At 60.9% G+C, this 18,599-nt stretch carries 13 protein-coding genes; 7 read left to right on the forward strand and 6 right to left on the reverse strand.

Annotation, left to right across the window (positions count from 1 at the left end; genetic code table 11):
* Positions 1–64 precede the first annotated feature (64 nt).
* From gcvP to WDB88_RS05185, 4 genes are all read left to right on the forward strand, one after another.
* Entirely contained in the window at positions 65–2,896 is a 2,832-nt protein-coding gene (gene gcvP / locus WDB88_RS05170) for an aminomethyl-transferring glycine dehydrogenase (RefSeq protein WP_339109136.1), read from the forward strand.
* A 103-nt stretch (positions 2,897–2,999) separates the two neighbouring features.
* Positions 3,000–3,836, forward strand: a complete 837-nt coding sequence (nadC, locus tag WDB88_RS05175) for a carboxylating nicotinate-nucleotide diphosphorylase (protein WP_339109137.1) — start codon at positions 3,000–3,002, stop codon at positions 3,834–3,836.
* A 67-nt stretch (positions 3,837–3,903) separates the two neighbouring features.
* Complete coding sequence (locus tag WDB88_RS05180; RefSeq protein ID WP_339109138.1) at positions 3,904–4,503, forward strand: sigma-70 family RNA polymerase sigma factor; 600 nt, start codon at positions 3,904–3,906, stop codon at positions 4,501–4,503.
* Positions 4,500–5,195, forward strand: a complete 696-nt coding sequence (locus tag WDB88_RS05185; protein WP_339109139.1) for an anti-sigma factor — start codon at positions 4,500–4,502, stop codon at positions 5,193–5,195. Before WDB88_RS05180 ends, WDB88_RS05185 begins: the two co-directional genes overlap by 4 nt.
* 71 nt (positions 5,196–5,266) lie before the next feature.
* Here WDB88_RS05185 and WDB88_RS05190 read toward each other — a convergent pair whose 3' ends face one another.
* Positions 5,267–7,588 (reverse strand): FdhF/YdeP family oxidoreductase, encoded by a 2,322-nt coding sequence (locus WDB88_RS05190; RefSeq protein ID WP_339109140.1) that lies wholly within the window; start codon positions 7,586–7,588, stop codon positions 5,267–5,269.
* 179 nt (positions 7,589–7,767) lie between these two features.
* Here WDB88_RS05190 and WDB88_RS05195 point away from each other — a divergent pair, with 179 nt between their 5' ends.
* Positions 7,768–8,688 (forward strand): formate/nitrite transporter family protein, encoded by a 921-nt coding sequence (locus tag WDB88_RS05195; protein WP_339109141.1) that lies wholly within the window; start codon positions 7,768–7,770, stop codon positions 8,686–8,688.
* Positions 8,689–8,726: 38 nt separating this feature from the next.
* Here WDB88_RS05195 and WDB88_RS05200 read toward each other — a convergent pair whose 3' ends face one another.
* The 5 genes from WDB88_RS05200 to WDB88_RS05220 form a co-directional block, all read right to left on the reverse strand.
* A complete protein-coding gene (locus WDB88_RS05200; RefSeq protein WP_339109142.1) occupies positions 8,727–10,955 on the reverse strand; it encodes a HAMP domain-containing methyl-accepting chemotaxis protein in 2,229 nt (742 codons plus the stop codon).
* A gap of 357 nt (positions 10,956–11,312) precedes the next feature.
* The gene (locus tag WDB88_RS05205; protein ID WP_339109143.1) at positions 11,313–12,725 is read right to left on the reverse strand and encodes a HAMP domain-containing sensor histidine kinase; all 1,413 of its coding nucleotides are present in this window, start codon (positions 12,723–12,725) and stop codon (positions 11,313–11,315) included.
* Complete coding sequence (locus WDB88_RS05210) at positions 12,722–13,381, reverse strand: response regulator (RefSeq protein WP_339109144.1); 660 nt, start codon at positions 13,379–13,381, stop codon at positions 12,722–12,724. The genes WDB88_RS05205 and WDB88_RS05210 overlap by 4 nt, the downstream gene beginning before the upstream one ends.
* A 67-nt stretch (positions 13,382–13,448) precedes the next feature.
* Positions 13,449–13,949 (reverse strand): DUF4405 domain-containing protein, encoded by a 501-nt coding sequence (locus WDB88_RS05215; RefSeq protein WP_339109145.1) that lies wholly within the window; start codon positions 13,947–13,949, stop codon positions 13,449–13,451.
* A 72-nt stretch (positions 13,950–14,021) separates the two neighbouring features.
* On the reverse strand, positions 14,022–14,768 hold the full coding sequence (locus WDB88_RS05220) for a siderophore-interacting protein (RefSeq protein ID WP_339109146.1): 747 nt from the start codon (positions 14,766–14,768) through the stop codon (positions 14,022–14,024).
* Positions 14,769–15,494: 726 nt separating this feature from the next.
* Here WDB88_RS05220 and cyoA point away from each other — a divergent pair.
* Together cyoA and cyoB are read left to right on the forward strand one after the other, a co-directional pair.
* Positions 15,495–16,610, forward strand: a complete 1,116-nt coding sequence (gene cyoA / locus WDB88_RS05225) for a ubiquinol oxidase subunit II (protein ID WP_339109477.1) — start codon at positions 15,495–15,497, stop codon at positions 16,608–16,610.
* On the forward strand, positions 16,600–18,597 hold the full coding sequence (gene cyoB, locus WDB88_RS05230; protein WP_339109147.1) for a cytochrome o ubiquinol oxidase subunit I: 1,998 nt from the start codon (positions 16,600–16,602) through the stop codon (positions 18,595–18,597). Before cyoA ends, cyoB begins: the two co-directional genes overlap by 11 nt.
* Positions 18,598–18,599 lie beyond the last annotated feature (2 nt).

Here is an 18,599-nt window from a genome sequence, read left to right on the forward strand (position 1 = left end):
TCCGCCTCTATCGGTCCGCATGTTGCGGGCTGGACGTCTCCCCTATTGGAACAGGTGCTGCGCTATGCCCTTTACCCCTTCCGCCTATAATACCTATGACTTCGCCAATCGTCGCCACATCGGCCCCAGCCCCTCGGAAATGGCCGAGATGCTGAAGGTGGTGGGCGTGCAGACGCTCGACCAGCTGATCGACGAGACCGTGCCTGCGGGTATCCGCCAGAAGGACGCGCTGTCTTGGGCGCCTTTGTCGGAATACCGCCTGCTGGAGAAAATGCGCGAGGTGGCGGGCAAGAACCGCGTGATGACCTCGCTGATCGGGCAGGGCTATTACGGCACTGTCACGCCCCCCGCGATCCAGCGCAATATCCTCGAGAACCCCGCTTGGTACACGGCCTATACGCCCTATCAGCCCGAGATCGCGCAGGGCCGTCTTGAGGCGCTGCTGAACTACCAGACGATGGTGTCCGACCTGACTGGCCTGCCGGTGGCCAATGCCTCCCTGCTGGATGAGGCGACGGCGGCGGCCGAGGCGATGGCCATGGCGCAGCGTTCGGCCAAGTCGAAGGCCAAGGCGTTCTTCGTCGACATCAACTGCCACCCGCAGACGATTTCGGTGATCGAGACCCGTGCGCTTCCTCTGGGTATCGAGATCCTCAAGGGCGAGCCGGAAGAGCTGGTGGCCGATCAGGTCTTCGGCGCGATCTTCCAATATCCGGGCACTCTGGGCCATGTGCGTGATTTCACCGCCCAATGCGAGGCGCTGCATGAGGCTAAGGCCGTGGCCGTGGTCGCCACCGATCTGCTGGCGCTTTGCGTGCTGAAAGAGCCGGGCGCGATGGGCGCCGATATTGCCGTGGGTTCCGCGCAGCGCTTCGGCGTGCCGATGGGCTATGGTGGCCCGCATGCCGCCTTCATGTCCTGCCGCGATGAGTTCAAACGCTCCATGCCGGGGCGGATTGTGGGCGTGTCGATCGACGCCAAGGGCAATAAGGCCTACCGCCTTGCGCTGCAGACGCGCGAACAGCATATCCGCCGCGAGAAGGCGACCTCGAATGTCTGTACCGCTCAGGCTCTGCTGGCAGTGATGGCCTCTTTCTATGCCGTCTTCCACGGGCCGATGGGCCTGAAGGCGATTGCGGAATCGGTGCATTACCATGCCGTGCGTCTGCGTGATGCGTTGGTGGCGGCAGGGGCCGATGTGCAGCCCGCAGCCTTCTTCGACACGCTGACCGTGCGCGTGGGTGTGGGCCAGCAGGGCATCATGGCCGCTGCCCGTCACCGTGGGCTGAACCTGCGCAGGGTCGGCACGGACCGCGTGGGGATTTCGGTCGATGAGCTCACCGATGAGGGCGTGCTGACCCGCCTGCTGGACGCGTTCGGCATCACCGATCCGGCCCCCACGCAGGTTGAACGCGGCTTCCCCGAGGCGCTGGTCCGCGAAAGCGAGTACCTCACCCATCCGGTCTTCCAGATGAACCGCGCCGAATCCGAGATGATGCGCTATATGCGCCGCCTCTCGGACCGCGATCTGGCGCTGGATCGCGCGATGATCCCGCTTGGGTCCTGCACGATGAAGCTCAATGCCGCCGCCGAGATGATGCCGATCACCTGGCCGGAATTCGGCTCGCTGCATCCGTTCGCGCCGCGCAATCAGGCCGAGGGCTATCATGAGGCGATTGCCGATCTGACCGAGAAGCTGTGCGAAATCACCGGCTATGACGCGTTCTCCATGCAGCCGAACTCGGGTGCGCAGGGTGAATATGCGGGGCTTCTGACTATTGCCGCCTATCACAAGGCACGCGGTGAAGAGCACCGCAATATCTGCCTGATCCCCGTCTCGGCGCATGGCACCAATCCGGCCTCCGCTCAGATGGCGGGTATGAAGGTCGTGGTGGTGAAATCCGCGCCCAATGGCGATGTGGATATCGAGGATTTCGAGGCCAAGGCTCTGGAGGCAGGGGCCAATCTTGCGGCCTGCATGATCACCTATCCCTCGACCCACGGCGTCTTCGAGGAAACCGTCCGCACGATCTGCGAGATCACCCATAAGCACGGCGGTCAGGTCTATCTGGACGGGGCCAATATGAACGCGATGGTGGGTCTGGTGAAACCGGGCGAGGTCGGCTCGGATGTCAGCCACCTCAACCTGCATAAAACCTTCGCCATCCCGCATGGCGGCGGTGGTCCGGGCATGGGGCCGATTGGCGTGAAGGCACATCTGGCACCCTATCTGCCCGGTCACCCCGAAGAGGGCACTGATGGCACGGTCTCGGCGGCGCCCTATGGCTCGGCCTCTATCCTGCTGATCTCATGGGCCTATTGCCTGATGATGGGCGGCGAGGGTCTGGCGCAGGCGACCCGTGTGGCGATCCTGAACGCCAATTACATCGCCTCGCGCCTGAAAGGCGATTACCCGATCCTCTTCATGGGCAATCGTGGCCGTGTGGCGCATGAGTGCATCCTTGATACGCGCGGCTTTGCCGATGTGGGAGTGACCGTGGATGATCTGGCCAAGCGTCTGGTGGATAACGGTTTCCACGCGCCGACCATGTCCTTCCCTGTGGCGGGTACGCTGATGGTGGAGCCGACCGAGTCGGAAACCAAGGCGGAAATCGACCGCTTCATCACGGCGCTGCTGGCGATCCGCGAGGAAGTGCGCGCAGTGGAAAATGGCGAGATCTCGGCAGAGGATAGCCCGCTGCGCCATGCCCCGCATACGGTTGAAGACCTCGTGGCCGAATGGGACCGCGCCTATACCCGCGAGGCAGGCTGTTTCCCGCCCGGGTCGTTCCGCGAGGATAAATACTGGCCGCCGGTGGGGCGTGTGGACAATGTCCATGGCGACCGCAATCTGATCTGTATCTGCCCGCCGCCCGAGGCCTATGCGGCAGAATGATCCATAAGAGGGGGCGATAGCGCCCCCTTTTTCTTTGGCCTTTCGGCCTCTTTTGCTTGGGCGCATGACAGGGTAGAAACCGGCAAACCGGAGGAGGACCCCGATGCTTTACGATATGCGCAAGCTTGACGCCCAGATCGCGCTCTGGCTCGATGAAGATTGTGGCCAGTTCGATCTGACCGCGAAGATCATGGTGGAGGAGGACGCGCAGGGGCGGTTCGCCTTTAACGCGCGCGAGGATATGGTGCTGGCAGGGCTGCCGATGGCCGCGCGGGTGTTCCGCCATCTGGACCCGAAACTGAAGCTGGAGGCTTTGGCCGAGGAAGGCGAGCGGATCGAGGCGGGCACCACTTTCGCCATTATTCAGGGCAATGCGCAGGCGATCCTGACGGGCGAGCGTGTCGCGCTGAACCTGATGCAGCGGATGTGCGGCATTGCCACGCTGACCGCCGCCTATGTGGCCGAGATCAAGGGCACGGGGGCGTTTCTGGTGGATACGCGCAAGACCACGCCGGGGCTGCGCGGGCTTGAGAAATATGCGGTCACCTGTGGCGGCGGGCGCAACCACCGCCTCAGCCTTGATGGCGGGATCATGTTGAAAGACAACCATATCGCGGTGGCCGGATCGATCACTTTGGCGGTGGCACGCGCCAAGGCGGCAGCACCCGTTCTGACCAAGATCGAGGTCGAATGCGACCGTCTGGAGCAGGTCGAAGAGGCGCTGGCGGCGGGGGCCGATGTTATCATGCTGGATAATATGAGCAATGACGAGATGCGCGCGGCGGTCAGGCTGGTGGGCGGGCGCGTGCCGCTGGAATGTTCGGGCGGGGTGCGGCTGGACACGATCCGCGCCAAGGCGGAAACCGGCGTCGATTTCATCTCGGTCGGACGTATTACCCAAAGCGCGCCCTGCGTCGATATCGGGCTGGATGACCTGTAAGGTTTTCATGGACATAAGGGCGCAGGGTCTTAGATAATGGCCCGACCGCTCAGGGAGGATGAGGTCCATGCAGACGATCAGCGGGACTGCCCCGCGCAAGACCACAGGAGCGGTCGGGGGCAGGGTCTCGACGCCCGAAGAGATCGAGGGGCTGATCGCCCGTATTGTCCTGCGCGACCGCGCGGCGTTTTCGGCGCTTTATGATGCCACAAGCGCCAAGCTGTTCGGCGTCTGCCTGAACATCCTCGACAACCGCGCCGAGGCCGAAGACGCTTTGCAGGACGTGTTCCTGCGGATCTGGCGCAAGGCCGACCGTTATAGCGCCACAGGGCATAGCCCGATGACATGGCTGATCACGCTGGCACGTAATCTGGCCATTGACCGGTTGCGCAAGCGCCAGAAGGGGCGCACCGACCTTGACGAGATGCCCGATCTTTCCGATGGCCGCCCCGATCCCGAAGCGGTGCTGATTGCACATTCGGAGGCCCGACGGATCGGCTCCTGCCTTGAGCGGCTGGAAGATGGTCGTGCCGATGCGGTGCGCGGGGCCTATCTGCGCGGCGATAGCTATGCCGATCTGGCCGAGCGGCATGGCGTGCCGCTGAACACGATGCGAACATGGCTGCGCCGGAGCCTGATGAAGCTGAAGGACTGCATGAGCCAATGAGTGCCGCGCCCGATTCCGATGACGATCTGCTGGCCGCCGAACAGGCGCTGCGCCTGCTTGCCCCCGAGGAACAGGCCGCCTTTGCCAAGCGCGCGCAAGATGATCCCGCGCTGCGCACCGCTTTGCGCGCGTGGGAGACGCGGCTTTCCGCGCTGTCCGACAGCTTTCCCGAAGCGGCTCCCCCTGCCGCGCTCAAGCGCAGGCTGATGGGACAGATCGGCGGCAGGACCAGCCGGAAATCCGTTCTGCTCTGGGGCTGGCTGGCCAGTGGCGTGGTGGCGCTGGGGATTACGGCGACTTTCTTCGTGCCCAATATCCTGCGCATTCTGACGGCACCGGCGCTGCATGGCTTTACCGCCGGAATGCAGGCCGAGCTGATGGGGGCGGATGACCGCCTTCTGGTGCAGGTGCAATATGATACCGGCACCGGAGATGTCCGTCTGGTGCAGATGGACGGCGTCAGACATGCGGCAGATCGTTCGATGGAGCTTTGGCTGATCCCGCGCGGGCAGGCGCCGATCTCTTTGGGGCTGATGCCTGAAAATCGCGAGGCGCAGATGCCGATGCCCGAAAACCTGCGCCCGATGCTGGCAGGGGCCACTTTCGCGATTACCGACGAGCCTTTGGGGGGCGCACCTGCGGGCGTGGCGACAGGGCCGGTGATTGCGCAAGGGATGATGACGGCGGTCTAGGCTGTCCGGGGTCGCGCGGGGGCTGAAGCCGCGCGACCGCGTCCTGATCCGCTTGGACCAGCGCCCGATATTTAGGAGGCTGGCGCTTCGGGGATGATACGCACAGGGGTGCCCTTATAGGCGGGCGTGCCGGAGCGGATCTCGTGATGTTCCAGCGGAATCAACGGGTTCAGCTCGGGGTAATAGCCCGCGATGCACCCATCAGGCAGATCGAATGCGGTGACGCTGAGCCCCGACACGCGGCGGTCGCGCCCGTCGTCAATATCACAGACCAGCGTGACCTTCTGGCCCTCTGTCAGGCTGGCGCGCGCCATCTCGCCGCGATTGATCAACACCACCATACGCGAGCCGGACAGGCCCCGCAGCCGGTCGGAATGGCCGTAAATCGTGGTGTTGAACTGATCGTTCGAGCGCATCGTATTGAGCGTATAGCTTTGACCGCGCGCGGTTTCTCCGGGTTCCTGCCCCAATGCCGACAAGGTGGTCGGCGTGGTGAACAGCGCCTTTCCGGCGGCGTTGTTCCAGCGCCGTTCCCGTGCCGCATTCCCCCGATAGAAGCCGCCCGCCTGGCTCATCCGCGCATTCATATCGTGGAATTGCGCGGGCCATGTGGCGGCGATGAGATCGCGCACATGGTCGTAATTTGCGGTCCAGTCATCCCATTTCAGGGTGGGGTTTTCAGGCAGGATGGCCTTGGCGATGCCGGTGATGATCGCCAGTTCTGACTTCAGCTGGTCGCTTGGCGGTTTGGCGCGGCCCAGAGAGGCGAAGATATGGCTCATGGTGTCCTCGACCGTCTGCACCTGCGGCACGCCATTTTGCAGGTCCTCGTCGGTGCGGCCCAGACAGGGCAGGATATAGGACACCTTGCCCGGATTGAGATGCGACCGGTTGAGCTTGATCGCGATCGAGACCGTGAGGTTCTGGCTGCCCCATGCCTCTTCCAGCCGTTCGATATCGGGCATGGCGCGCAAGAGGTTGCCGCCAAGCGCGATGGTGGCCTTTACACGGCCCTCGATCACCGCCTTGCCTGCCTTGACGATATTCATGCCGCGTTCGCGGGGCAGGGTGACGCCGAACATCTCCTCCTGTCGGTCAAGCGGGAAGAGGGCGGGGTTTTCGCCAATGCCTACGGTGCGCTGGCCCTGCACATTCGAATGCCCCCGCACAGGCGAGATCCCCGCCCCCAAGCGCCCCATATTACCACGCAAAAGCAACAGGTTGACTAGCATCCCAAGGTTCAGCCAGCCATTCACATGCTGGGTCAGCCCCATGCCATAGACACCGATCACCCGTTTGGCGCTGACATAGATCTGGGCCGCTTCCTCGATCATCGCGCGGCTCAGGCCCGAGTGGCGCTCGATTTCGGCCCAGTCCATCATGCGGATCTCGGCCAGTGCCTCGTCCACGCCCTGTGTATGGTCTTTAAGGAAGGCATGGTCCAGCACGGTGCCGGGGGCGGCGTCCTCGCAGGCCAGAACATATTTGATCATGCCCGCCAATACGGCGATATCACCGCCCGGGCGCACCTGATAATAATGGTCCGAGATTTTGGTCGCTTTGCCCATGACCATCTGTTTCGGGCTTTGCGGGTCGGTAAATTCCAGCAGCCCTTTCTCGCGGATCGGATTGAACGTGACCACTTTGCAGCCGCGCTCGACCGCCAGCTTGAGCGTATGCAGAAGCCGTGGGCTATTGGTGCCGGTATTCTGGCCAAAGAAGAACAGCGCATCGCAATGGTCGAAATCTTCCAAGGTGCAGGTGCCCACCGGCACGCCGAGATAGGTGTTGAGATTGACCGAGGTCGTCTCGTGGCACATGTTCGAGGATTGCGGCAGGTTGTTGGTGCCATAGATCCGCGCCATCAACGCATAAAGATAGGACGGCTCCAGCGCCGCATGCCCCGAGGAATAGAATACCGCCTCGTCGGGGGCGATGGCCTTGAGTTCCTGCCCGATCTCGGCAAAGGCCTGATCCCAGGCGACGGGTTTATAGGTGTCGCTTGCGGCATCATAGCGCATCGGATGGGTCAGGCGTCCGGCATATTCCAGATCGTGGTCCGACCATTTGCGCAGATCGGCCACCTTATGCTGGTCGAAGAATGCCGGACCGACTTTCTTGGTGGTCAGTTCCCATAGCGTGGCTTTCGCCCCGTTTTCACAAAATTCGAATGTGCCGGGATTGGCGGGTTTTGCCCATGCGCAAGACGAGCACATGGCCCCGCCTTGCTTGTTCAGCTTGGCAAGGATCTGCAGCGCCAAAGGGGTTGGCGGCTCTTTTTTCATGATCCGCGCGACCCCTTCCAAAGACCCCCAGCCGCCTGCGGGCCGCTTGTAGGCGGGCGTGCCGGAATCGGCAGAAATGGGCGAATGGCTGTAATCTTCTGGCTTCATAATGCGATCTCCCTGCGCGCAAGGCTTTGGATTTTGTGCCGCGACGGGCGATATGGCACAAGCCTGTATGCGACAATCTATAGCACGCATCGCGACAGCCGGAACGATTTTGCACCGGCTAACGTTCCTCACCCGAGTGAAATTCTGCGTGAGTGCAGCGGGTTCAAGGGGAACAGGACGTGGCGGAAGATGGACAGGCGGCGGCAGATCAGGCGCAGACGCAGGCGGAGAAGAAACATGAAGGCTCTTTCGAAGAGCACGAATTACGCGCGATCGAGCAGACAGGGGCGATGAGCCCGCCCGCGATATTTGAATCGATCCGGCGGTCAGGTATCGAGGAGCTGATGCGTCCGGCCTCGGCCCTGGTGATGTCGGCACTGATTGCCGGGATTGCGATCGGGTTTTCGGTCTTCACCGAAGGCCTGCTGCGCGCGCATCTGCCGGAAACGGACTGGCGTCCCCTGATCGAGAATTTCGGCTATACGGTCGGCTTTGTGATCGTGATCATGGGGCAGATGCAGCTGTTTACCGAGAATACGATCACGGCGGTCTGTCCGGCCCTGGACGAACCCTGTGCCGATGTGTTCAAACGCTTGGCGCGCCTTTGGGGGATTGTGTTTCTGTTCAACCTGATAGGGGCGATGCTGTTCGGGTCGGTGATGTATCTGACGCGCGGCTACGACCCCGCACTCTGGCAGGCGGTGCTGGACCTCTCCGAAGAGGCCACCCATTTCCCGTGGATGGAAACCATGTTGCGCGGCATCGGTGCGGGCTGGTTGATTGCCGCTTTGGTCTGGATGCTGCCGAATGCGCGTCAGTCGAAGCTTCTGATGATCGTGTTGGTGACCTGGATCATCGCCACTGCCGAGTTTACCCATGTGGTGGCGGGATCGACCGAGGCGACGATTGTCATTCTGGCGGGCAAGATGGGCATCGTGGAGGCGTTGTCGGGTTTTACCCTGCCCACACTTATCGGCAATGTTCTGGGCGGTTCGGTGTTTTTTACCGTGCTGACATGGGCGCAGATCAAGACCGAGCTGGAAGAGCCGAAAGACTGCCCGTGGCGGCAGGATCAGAACGCACCCCGCCGCCGCGCCTGACGGGACTGGTGGGGCGTGCCCCACCAGTTCATCGCCATTCAGGCCGCGTGAGACCGCGTGTCCTGCGCCGTGCTCACACGGAACTGGGTGATGGCCTCGTTCAGCGTCTGTGCTTCTTGGGACAAAGCCAGACTCGCGGCGGATGTTTCCTCGAACATGGCGGCATTCTGCTGCGTCATCTGGTCAAGCTGGGCGGTGGCCGAATTGATCTCGCGCACGGCATGCGACTGCTCTTCCACCGAATTCGCGACGCTGGAGACATTGGTTGCGATTGCCGCAATGGAATCGGCGATGCGTTGCAGGGCCGTATCTGTCTGGCCCACCAGATCCACCCCGACCGTGACACTTTGCGAGCTTTCCGAAATCAGCCCGCCAATTTCGCTGGCCGCTTCCGAGGACCGCTGCGCCAGAGCCCGTACTTCCGAGGCGACAACGGCAAAGCCACGTCCGGCATCACCCGCCCTTGCGGCCTCGACCCCCGCATTCAGCGCAAGAAGGTTGGTCTGGAAGGCGATGTCGTCGATGACCCCGATGATCCGTGTGATCCGGTTCGAGCTTTCCGCAATCGAGTTCATGGCGGCAACGGCCTGTGCCATGATCTCCCGCGAGGCAAGGGTCTCGGATTTCGAACTGTCCACGATCTTTTCCGTGCGGCGGCTGTTTTCGGCGGCTGAAGCGGTGTTAGCGGCCAGTTCTTCGACTGCGGCGGCGGTTTCCTCCAGAGTGGCCGCCGCGCTTTCGGTGCGGTGGGACAGATCCGAGGATGCCTGACTGACCTCGGCCGAGTTGTTCAGGATGTGGCTCACGCTGGTCTGGATCGACCCGACCAGATGGCTCAGAGAGTCGATGGTGCGATTGTAATCGGTGCGCAGCGCCTCATAGCTGTCGGGGAAGGCGGTGTCGATGCGGCGTGTGAGGTCGCCATGCGACAGGCGGCCCAAAGCCTCTGCCAATGTCCGGACCACATGCGCCTGTTCCGCATTACGGGCCGCAGTCTCGGCCTCGGCCTGTGCGGCAAGGCGCTGTTTTTCGGCAGCGGCGCTTTGTTCGCGCTCCATCCGTTCCTGCGTCTCGCGGGTCTGACGCTCCATCTCGGCGCGTTCGGCATCCAATTTGCGCTGGGCTTCGGCCTCACGTTCGGCAGCTTCGCGTGCCCGAGCTTCGCGTTGCTGCTCTTCCAGGGCGCGGTTGGCCACGATGTTCTGACGGAAGGTTTCAAGCGCCTCGCGCATCGCGCCCAATTCGCCTGCGCGACGCTTCGCCCCCTCTAGCGCATCGGTGTCACCTTCAGCCAGTTTGCGGGTCCGCGAGGTCAGATCCCGCAGCGGGCGAACCAGCACAAACTGCAAGAAGCCGATGGTCAGCACCAGCACGACGATCGCGGCAAGGGTGGCCATTTCCATCATCCGCGTAGCACGATCCGTCGCGCTATTGAGAGTGTTCGCGCTTTCGCTCACCTCGTCCAAAGCCCTATCGCTGACGGTTTCGGCCGTTTCGCTGAGTTGGGAAACTGTTTTGAGTGCCGCAGTTGCCGCATCCGAGGCCTCTTGCAGCGCCGAGAGTTCCAGACCGCGTTGGGCGATCACCCCGGTGTCAGGGTCGATTATCGTGTTCAGGGTGGCGACATCATCCTCATACCCGCGCCCGAGACTGAAGATCAGCAGCTTCGTCTGCCCTTCAATCGCCGCTTTATGACGGTCCAGTCCGATCAGTTCGCCTTCGAAGGAAATGCTCACAATCTGGCGCAGGAGCGCCTGGGCATCGGCACGGGCTTGCGGGGTGCCCATCAGTTCGAGTTGCGATACCAGCAGTTCCAGCTTGGCAAGTTTGTCGCGCATGGTGGCATGTGCCTGCGCTGCATTCTCGCGGGCGGTCGACAGGGTGTCGATATTGCCTTGGAAGGCGGCCACCTGCCGGTCCAGCAGGGCGGCATCCTCTTGCGACAGCTGTTGGGTCAGGGCAATGAAGGCCTTGAATTGCTGGTCCGACGTGCTCAGCACCTGCTCTATGTCAGCGGGTGTGTCGGCCAGAAGCAAGGCGGTGATGATTTCGGGCAACCGGTTGGTGGCCACCATGATATCGTTTGTATTGCGCAGATCCGGCACGCGATTTTCGCTGAGCCTGTCCATGCTGAGCGAGAAGTGCTGGAAGTTCATCCAGGCCATACCGATGGCACTTCCCAGAATGCCTACAAGAACCAGTTGGCTAAAGGCCAGACGGGGGCCAATGCCCCCCAGAAAGCGTCGGATATTGGAGAAGGGTTTCATATGGTCCTTGGCCTCTTAGTTCTGGACGGCGGTCTGTGCGAAGGGGACCCCATCGGGGCGCGCATTGCCTGTCGTCGCTCTGCGCGTGTTTTGCCGTTGATCTGCGTCGGGTGGCAGGCCGCGCGCCGCTGTGCCCGAGCGGGGGCGGGCCGTGCACGGGCGGGACGTATATGGGCGGGGCGTATATGGGCAGGGCGCAGAATCTGCACCGGAGAAAAGCATTGCACCGAACGTCATGACACACCTTTCAAGCAAAACAGACCAAGGGGATGATTCCCGTCGGCTTGATTTCCTTGGGTAAGGGGCGGACCCTAAAAAATGTTTAGCTAATTGGCTAAAATGCTCATAACGGGTGATCTAACCGGAAAAAATGGCCATAAAACCGCGTTTTTGATCAGGTATGGGGCTGTAAAGTGACAAATCGGCCCCTGCGCGCTCGGCGATGACATGGGCGATCGCAAGGCCCAGCCCTGTGCCGTCGCCTGCTCCGTCGCCGCGTGCGAAACGGTCCGACATGCGGGCAAGCTGGTCGGCGGGCAGGGGCGCACAATCATTCTGCACCGAGAAACGGCCATCCGGCTGCAGTGCGATACCGATCTCGCCCTGACCATGTTTGCGTGCATTTTCAATAAGATTGCGGGCCAGAATGGCAAAGGCATCGGGGTCAAGGTCGCTCATCACCGGCGTGGCGGGACGCTCTACCGTAATCGCTGCGGCAAATTGCGGATCGGCGCGACGCATGTCGTCCAGAAGGATATCCAGAATCATGCGCAGATCGGTTTTCTCCTCCACCCGCAGCCTTGCGCCTTCGGCTCGTGCCATCTGCATCAGCTTCTCGGACAGGCGCGAGAGCCGCTTCAGCCCGCTCTCGATCTCGAGGGCGCGGGCGATCGCCACAGGATCCTTGCTTTCGGCACGTAGTCTCTGGGCCTGCGCGATCGCTCCGGCCACAGGGGTGCGCATTTCATGCGCCGCGTTCGAGGCAAAGCTGCGCTCTGACTCGAAGGCCGATCTGAGCCGGTTGATCAATCCGTTGATGCCCGCCGCAATCGGGCGCAATTCGGTGACCATGCCATCGCTGGCCAGTGGGTCCAGATTTTGCGGGCCGCGTCTGGCCAGAGCGCGCTCCAGACTGCGCACCGGATTAAGCGCGCGCCGCACCGCCAGAAAAATGCCGGAGAGGCCGAAGGGCAGGGCGATCAGCAGCGGCAGGGACAGCAGAACGATCATATTGCGCCGCACCGACTGCCGATGGTCCAGTGGCTCGGCCACGGTGATCGACAGCCCCGCCCGCCGCGAGATATCGGTGTAAAGCCGGTAGCCGGGCACCGTGACATATCCCGCACCAATGCGGGCGGGCAGCGTGATCGTCTTGCTGCCATCGGTTTGCAAAAGCACCTCGCCCGCCTGATTGCGCACGACAAATTCGACCGTATCGGGGCGTTCATCCAGCCGCGCAATGGCACGGCTCTCGGGCGGTGGCGGTGGCCAGAGACGGCCATTGGGGGGTGTCAGGACCTCGTCTCGGGTGCCTTTCGGACGGGAGGGCTCGTCGGTCTCGGTGCCGTCATTGCGAGCGCGCAGGCGCTGTTCGCGCAGCGCGAAAGGCAGGATACGCTGCGCCGTCGCGCTGAGTTCGCGGTCAAAGACGCTGTTCATCTCGTGGCTCATCAGCCCCGCCGTGACGATGGCCGCGACCAGCCAGAGCACGGTGATGCCCGCACCGATCAGCAGGGCAATGCGCAGCCCCAGAGAATGCGGCAGGGTCATTGCGTTACCAGCCGGTAGCCCAGACCGCGTTCGGTCTGGATACGGTCACGCCCCAGCTTTTTGCGCAGATGGCTGACATGGACCTCGATCGTGTTCGAGCCGATCTCGTCATCAAAGCTGTAAAGCGCCTCTTCAAGCTGGGCCTTGGACAGAAGCTGGCCGGGGCGGCCAAGAAAAGCTTCGAACAGCGCCCATTCGCGACCGGTCAGCGTGACAGGCTGCCCGTCACGGCTCACCGATTTCGCGGGTAGATCGATGCTCAGATCGGCAAGCTCGATCATCGGGTTCGGATTGCCGCTATAACGTCGCGCCACAGAGCCGATACGCGCGGACAGTTCGTCCAGATCGAACGGCTTGACCAGATAGTCATCGGCACCGGCATTCAGTCCGGCAATCCTGTCGCTGACCTGATCGAGCGCGGTCAGAATGATCACCGGCACGCTATTGCCGGCATTGCGTTGGTCCTTGAGGAAGGTGATGCCCCGCCCGTCCGGCAGCATCAGGTCCAGCAAGAGCAGGTCGAAGCGCGAAATCCTCGTAAGATCACGCGCTTCTTCAAGCGTTTGCGCCCAGTCGAGGGAATGGCCGTCGGCGCGGATCTGGTCGCTTACGGCGCTGCCAAGGCTCTTGTCGTCTTCGATCAGCAGAATACGCATGGGGCATGTCCTTCGCGGCGAGGGAGGCGGCCCCTGCCCAAAGCACAGGGCGGGGGCATCAAGGGGCTTATGGCATCAGCAGGCGCGCGACAGTGTCGGCGCTGGTGCCCGACGCTTCGGCGATCTGGGTGGCGGACTGGTCTGCGGTGCCTTGGTAGCCTGCCGACGTCAGACGGGCCAGAATGTCTTCAGGGGTGGTGTCAAGCACCGGTGCCACTTCCGATAGCGGCGCCTCCAGAAGCTTCTGTGCCAGCGCGAATTGCGGCGGACGGCCACCTTTGGCGGTGCCGGTCCCCGAAGTGGCCGGAATGGCAAAGGCCAGAGCGGCCACCAAAGACGCGGCCAGCGCCAGCGCCATAGGGGCCTTCTTCATGTAATTCATCAATGGGCGCCAGTTGCGCCACAGATGCAGGACGAAGGGCACGATCAGCACCATCGACAGCCATTCGTGCATGCTGTGGAACCAGCCCATCTGCCAATGGAAAAACAGGGCAACGCCGGAAACGAGGGATACCAGAAATAGCCCGGTGATCAGGGGCGTGGCGTAACGAAAGAAAAAGCTGCGCATGATGGACTCCAGAAAAGCGGTAAACGCGTTCTCTGGAATCCTTCAATATGAACCTGATGTAAAGCTGAAGCTTTAAAGCGATTTGTCGCTGGCATCGGCCTGTCCGGCCACCCAATAGCCTGCGGCCTTCATCCAGGGCAGGGGATGGCCGTTTTGTTGCAGGTGGTCACGCAGCGCTCGGGCCACGGACGCCTCGGCGGCGATCCAGACAAATGTGCCTTCGCCCAGCGGAATCTGCTTGAGCTGTTCCAGAAGCGGCGCGGGGTCGGTGGCATCGGTGCGATGGACCCAGAGCGGCAGGTGGTTTGCCTTGGTCGGCATGTCCTGTTCGTCTGCGGCTTCCGGCACGCCGACCAGCGTGGTCACCGGCGTTCCGGCCTCCATCTCGAAGAGGCGCCGCGCGATGGCGGGCAGGGCGGTTTCGTCCCCGATAAGAACCCAGCGCTGGATCGGGCCGGTGATGTTTTGCGAGCCGCGCGGCCCGCCCATCATCACGGTATCACCAACTTTGGCGGATTTCGCCCAAAGCGTGGCCGGTCCCGCTTCATGCAGGGCGAAATCGACGGTCAGCGACAGGGTTTCGGGGTCGAAATGGCGCGGGGTATAATCGCGCATCGCTTTCTCGCCATTCGCATCGGGGATCATCAGTTTGAAATGGTCATCCGGCGCGGTCGAGGTGAACCCCTCCAGCTCGGGGCCGGTCAGCACGATGCGGATCATATGCGGGGTCAGGGCGCGGGCTTCCGAGACGGTGAGGGTCCGGCGGACAAGTTCGTGGCGCTGGCGTTCAATGCGGGGCAAGCTATCGAGGTCGGTCATTATAATCCTTACTAAAGACGGAAGGCCGGTGCGTATGATGTGCATATGGGGTCAGCGGAGCGCGGCCTGTTATTTCTTGATAAAAAAGATCGAGATTGAGGTTTCGTCAAGCCGTCCCGATGCAGAATGGTCTGTGCAAATTTTCACTGTTGAGTGAGACGGGAAGCCGTCACGGGCCGATTTGCGCAAATCTCGGACGTAGAGCGGGAATTGCCATGAGTTCAGTGCATATCGGATATGCAATTTTATCAAAAAACTGTGAGTTGAAAACCGTATCTCCGGCGCGGGGCAGGGGCAGATAATCGGCTTGATTTGCGCCAGATCAATTCTGTCAACCCACATCTAGGAGAGGTGGAGATGTCGTTGCGATCAAGAAAAATTTTATGAACAAAAACAGGGTGATTTTTCAAAATTGTTATATTTTACATTCGCTTGCTTAGCAAAATTCACGCTTCGTTACACTTTTGTGATACATGATTCGCGCCGCCGGTTTTCGAAAAAGAGAATCGGCTAGTCCAAAGCATGCCCTAATGCAGCGCGTCGGAATGTCGCATCGCGAAATGGCGCCGTGATGCATAATGCGGGCAATAGTCTTGTCTTGGCGACATGCTCATGGCATGTGGTCACGACTTTTACTACCAATTGCGGCGAGGGTGCTGCATTGCATGCCCGAAGCTGCAAAGCTGCAAGAGGCACGCATTGTTGAAACACTTCAAACTCCCCCTGATGCTGTTGGCGGCAGCGTCTCTGGCGGGATGTCAGTACGAAGTTCTCGCACCGAGCGGCTGGGTCGCTGTGCAAGAACGAAATCTGCTGCTCATCTCGACAGTTTTGATGCTGCTGATCATCGTTCCCGTGATCGTCATGACCGTCTATTTCCCGTGGAAATACCGTCATGACCGTGATGACACCTCCGATTACGAACCCGAATGGGCACACTCGACCAAGCTCGAGGTGATCGTATGGGGTGCGCCCATCATTATCGTCGCTATCCTTGGCGTCTTCCTGGCGATCTATACCTATCGTCTGGACCCCTATCGTCCGCTGGACCACACCGAAAACATGGGTGCGCCGGTGGAAGTCGAAGCGGTATCGCTCGACTGGAAATGGCTCTTTATCTATCCCGAACAAGGTGTGGCTTCTGTCAATGAACTGGTGATCCCGGAAGGGCGCCCGATCAACATGAAGCTGTCCGGCTCGACCGTGATGAACACGTTCTGGGTTCCGGCGCTGACGGGGATGGTTTACTCGATGGCCGGTATGGAGACGCAACTGCACTTCATCGCCGATACCACCGGTGACTTCCAGTCGCGTTCTGCCCATTATTCGGGCCCCGGTTTCTCGAAAATGACGTTCACCACGCATTCCGTGACCGACGCCGATTTCGATGCTTGGGTCGAAAAAGCAAAAGCACAAGGTCAGCCTCTGACCCGCGCATCTTACTTGCAGCTTGAGCAGCCCTCGATCGCCGCCCCGATCAGCTATTACAATTCGGTCGAAGACAATCTCTTCAATCGCATTGTCGGGCTTTGTGTCGAAGAGAACAAAGTTTGCATGAACGAGATGATGATGCTCGACATGCATCGCGACATGATGCCGAAAGCCGAAGAGGACGATAAATCTTCCGAAGGCGAGCATGGTCAGATCGGTCTGCCGAAGCAGCTGTTCGAATATGACATGGAGCGTTCGATCGACGGTCATGGCAACCTGATCAGCCTTCCGGCCGACACGTCCGAAGAGCATATGTCTGCTTTGGACGCGCGCAAGCTGATGGCTCAGGTCGCACTTAGCGCCGATGGCCTCTGCCTCCCGAACCAGGAGTACAAAACTAATGTCAACTGAAGTCGCTCAAACGACGCATGAGACGATTTCGCCGATTTTCGGGCGGCTAAGTCTTTCGTCGATCCCCTATCACGAGCCGATCCTCATCGCGACCTTCGCGGGTGTGGCCGTGGCCGGGATTATCTTCTTGGCGCTCATGACCTATTTCAAGGCATGGAAGCCGCTGTGGACCGACTGGGTCACCACCATCGACCACAAAAAGATCGGCATCATGTATATGGTGCTCGGGTTCATCATGTTCGTGCGCGGCTTTGCCGATGCGCTGATGATGCGTGCGCAGCAGGCAATGGCTGCGGGCGGGGCAGAGGGCTACCTTCCGCCGCACCACTACGATCAGGTCTTCACCGCACACGGCGTGATCATGATCTTCTTCGTGGCTATGGCCTTCATCACCGGTGTGATGAACTTCGTCATGCCCGTGCAGATCGGTGCGCGCGACGTGGCCTTCCCCTTCCTGAACAACTTCTCGTTCTGGATGACGGTGGCCGGTGCGCTTCTGGTCAATATCTCGCTGTTCATCGGTGAATTCGCACGCGTCGGCTGGCTGGCTTTCCCGCCGCTGTCGGGCGCTGCCTATTCGACCGGACCGGGGATGGATTACTATCTCTGGGCGCTGAACATCGCGGGTATCGGGACAACGCTTTCGGGTGTGAACATGTGCGCCACCATCTTCAAGATGCGTGCGCCGGGCATGTCGCTGTTCCGCATGCCGGTCTTCACCTGGACCGCGCTGTGCACCAACGTTCTGATCGTGGCGGCCTTCCCGGTCCTGACCGCGACCCTCGTTATGCTGACGCTTGACCGCTATCTTGGCACGCATTTCTTCACCAACGACCTTGGTGGGAACGCGATGATGTATATCAACCTGATCTGGATCTGGGGTCACCCGGAAGTCTACATCCTGATCCTGCCCTGCTTCGGTATCTTCTCGGAAGTGGTTTCGACTTTCTCCGGCAAGCCGCTCTTCGGTTACAAGACCATGGTCTGGGCAACCTGCTGCATCATGGTTCTGTCCTTCATCGTGTGGTTGCACCACTTCTTCACGATGGGTTCGGGCGCAGCCGTGAACACCTTCTTCGGGATCACGACGATGGTTATCGCCGTGCCGACCGGTGTGAAGATCTTCAACTGGATTTTCACCATGTACAAAGGCCGCGTGCGGTTCGAGACCCCGATGTACTGGGTGATCGGCGGCATCGTGACCTTCACCATCGGTGGTATGACCGGCGTTATGCTGGCAATCCCGCCGGTTGACTTCCAGCTCCATAACTCGCTGTTCCTGATCGCGCACTTCCATAACGTGATCATCGGTGGCGTTGTCTGGGCGATCTATGCAGCCGTCTACTACTGGTGGCCGAAAGCCTTCGGCTTCAAGCTGCATGACGGTCTGGGCAAAGCCTCCTTCTGGTGCTGGTTCGTGGGCTTCTACCTTGCGTTCATGCCGCTTTACGCGCTTGGCCTCATTGGTGTGACCCGCCGGATCAACGAATATTCGGATCCCTCGTGGCAGCCCTATTTCGTGATCGCAGCCATCGGCGCGCTGTTCATTCTGGCAGGCATCCTGTTCACCTTCGCGAACTTCGCCTACTCGATCTACAAGCGCAAAGAACTGGCATGCGGTTCGGACCCGTGGAATGCCCGCACCCTTGACTGGGCAACCTCGTCCCCGCCCGCGAAGTACAACTTCCCGCAGGACATCCATGTCCACGGCATCGACGAGTTCTGGCGCATGAAGCAGGAAGGCTTCAAGTGGTCGACCGACTACCAGCCGATCCACATGCCGCATTACACGCCCGCAGGGTTTGTGATCTCGGTGCTGGCCTTCATCTTCGGCTTCGCAATGATCTGGTACATGTGGTGGCTGGCTGTTCTCAGCTTCGTCGGCCTCGTTGGCTACACGATCTACCACACCTTCAACTACAACCGTGATTACTACATCCCCGTAGAAGAAATCGCGGAAACCGAAGCAAAGGGAAATATCGCATGACG

The organism is Thioclava sp. GXIMD4216, from assembly GCF_037949285.1.
In the GTDB taxonomy this organism is placed as follows: domain Bacteria; phylum Pseudomonadota; class Alphaproteobacteria; order Rhodobacterales; family Rhodobacteraceae; genus Thioclava; species Thioclava litoralis.